At 55.8% G+C, this 1,346-nt stretch carries 1 protein-coding gene; it reads left to right on the forward strand.

What is annotated here, in order from left to right:
* Positions 1-390: 390 nt before the first annotated feature.
* Positions 391-1,221 carry a Crp/Fnr family transcriptional regulator gene (locus AC5ZG5_RS46165; protein ID WP_456647253.1) on the forward strand — a complete coding sequence of 277 codons (831 nt, stop codon included), beginning with the start codon at positions 391-393 and terminating at the stop codon, positions 1,219-1,221.
* Positions 1,222-1,346: the final 125 nt, after the last annotated feature.

The following is a 1,346-nucleotide window of genomic DNA, read 5'->3' on the forward strand; positions in this document are numbered from 1 at the left end:
GCTAGTCTCATTCATGGCGTATTGCTCTCCTTGAGAGAGGTTCTGGCAGGCTTCGACACCCGCCTCGATCCGCCGCCTATCTCAGTCCGTCATCACCCAGTTTCCCGCATAGCTCTCCTTGATCGCCTGTTACACCACAGTCACGTGATCACACCCCGCGGGGCTTGACAGATGCTGGCGACTCCACAGGCGAGCATCCTGCGCGCCACCCTATGGGGTCGCTCTAGGGGAGGCGTTGAAATGCCTCAAAGAAGGCCGCCCCAACGCGGTATTTGAGCGTCAGCACGAGGCTCATTGCATTAATAAGGATGAAAGCATTGTTACAGTTTGGAATCAATTTTTCGTTACGGTCGGCGGGGCTGAGCGCCGCATGCCAGGAGGGGCCGCACTATGACCAACCACGTGCCCGCAGTCCTTGATGCGCTTGACGGCTCCAGAGATGCAGCTCTCACGCGGGACTCCGGTACACAGCCGATGCTTGACCGGCCTGTTAAGGTGCGGGCTCCTACGCGGTCCTTTGTCAAGAATGCGATTCTCGCCGGTCTTTCTCTACAAGACCTCGCGGCAATAGGGGAGTTCCTTCAGCCGATCGTTTTGAGAGAACGCATGATCCTGCAGGAGCCAAAAAGGCAGCTTGATTACGTCTACTTTATCGAGTCGGGCCTCGTCTCGCTGAGGATTGTCGCGGCGGAAAGCGCCGTTGAAACGGCGGTGATAGGATATCGGGGTGCGGTCGGTGCTTCGCTCTTAGTGGTAGGGCATCTTTCGACGCATCAATCTGTTGTGCTCCTTCCCGGAAGCGCGCACAGGATCCGTGTCGAGGATTTGCGTCGCCTGACCAAGGAGCGTCCTGAAATCCGAGAACATCTTTTTCGGTACGTTCAAGCGCTGACCTTGCATTGCGCTCAGACGGGATTGTGCGGTGTTCGGCACGATTGCGAACAGCGGCTCGCGAGCTGGCTCTGTTTGGCGAGTGATGCTCTGGGCGCTCAAGTGCTTCCAGTCACCCATGACTATCTTTCGTTCGCCTTAGGACTGCGCCGCGCTAGCGTCGCCGAGACGCTGATCCGATTCGAAGAACAAAGGTTGATTCGCAAGATGCGTGGCGTCTTGGAGATCGATGAACGCAAGGGCCTCGAGCGAAAGGCATGTAGTTGTTATAAGGTTCTTTCAGGCGCTTATGCCTCGTCTGAGTCCCTGAACAAAAGAGCGGACGGTTAGCAAAATCGCCCAGGCGTCCTGATTCACCTCTTTAGTTCATTTTGCAGACTAGTACCCACTTTTCTTGGATCGTGAGTCGTGATTCAAGATATGGATGATCCCCGAAGCAAGAGAAGTCCACCTTT

This window comes from Bradyrhizobium sp. Ses1 (assembly GCF_059512365.1).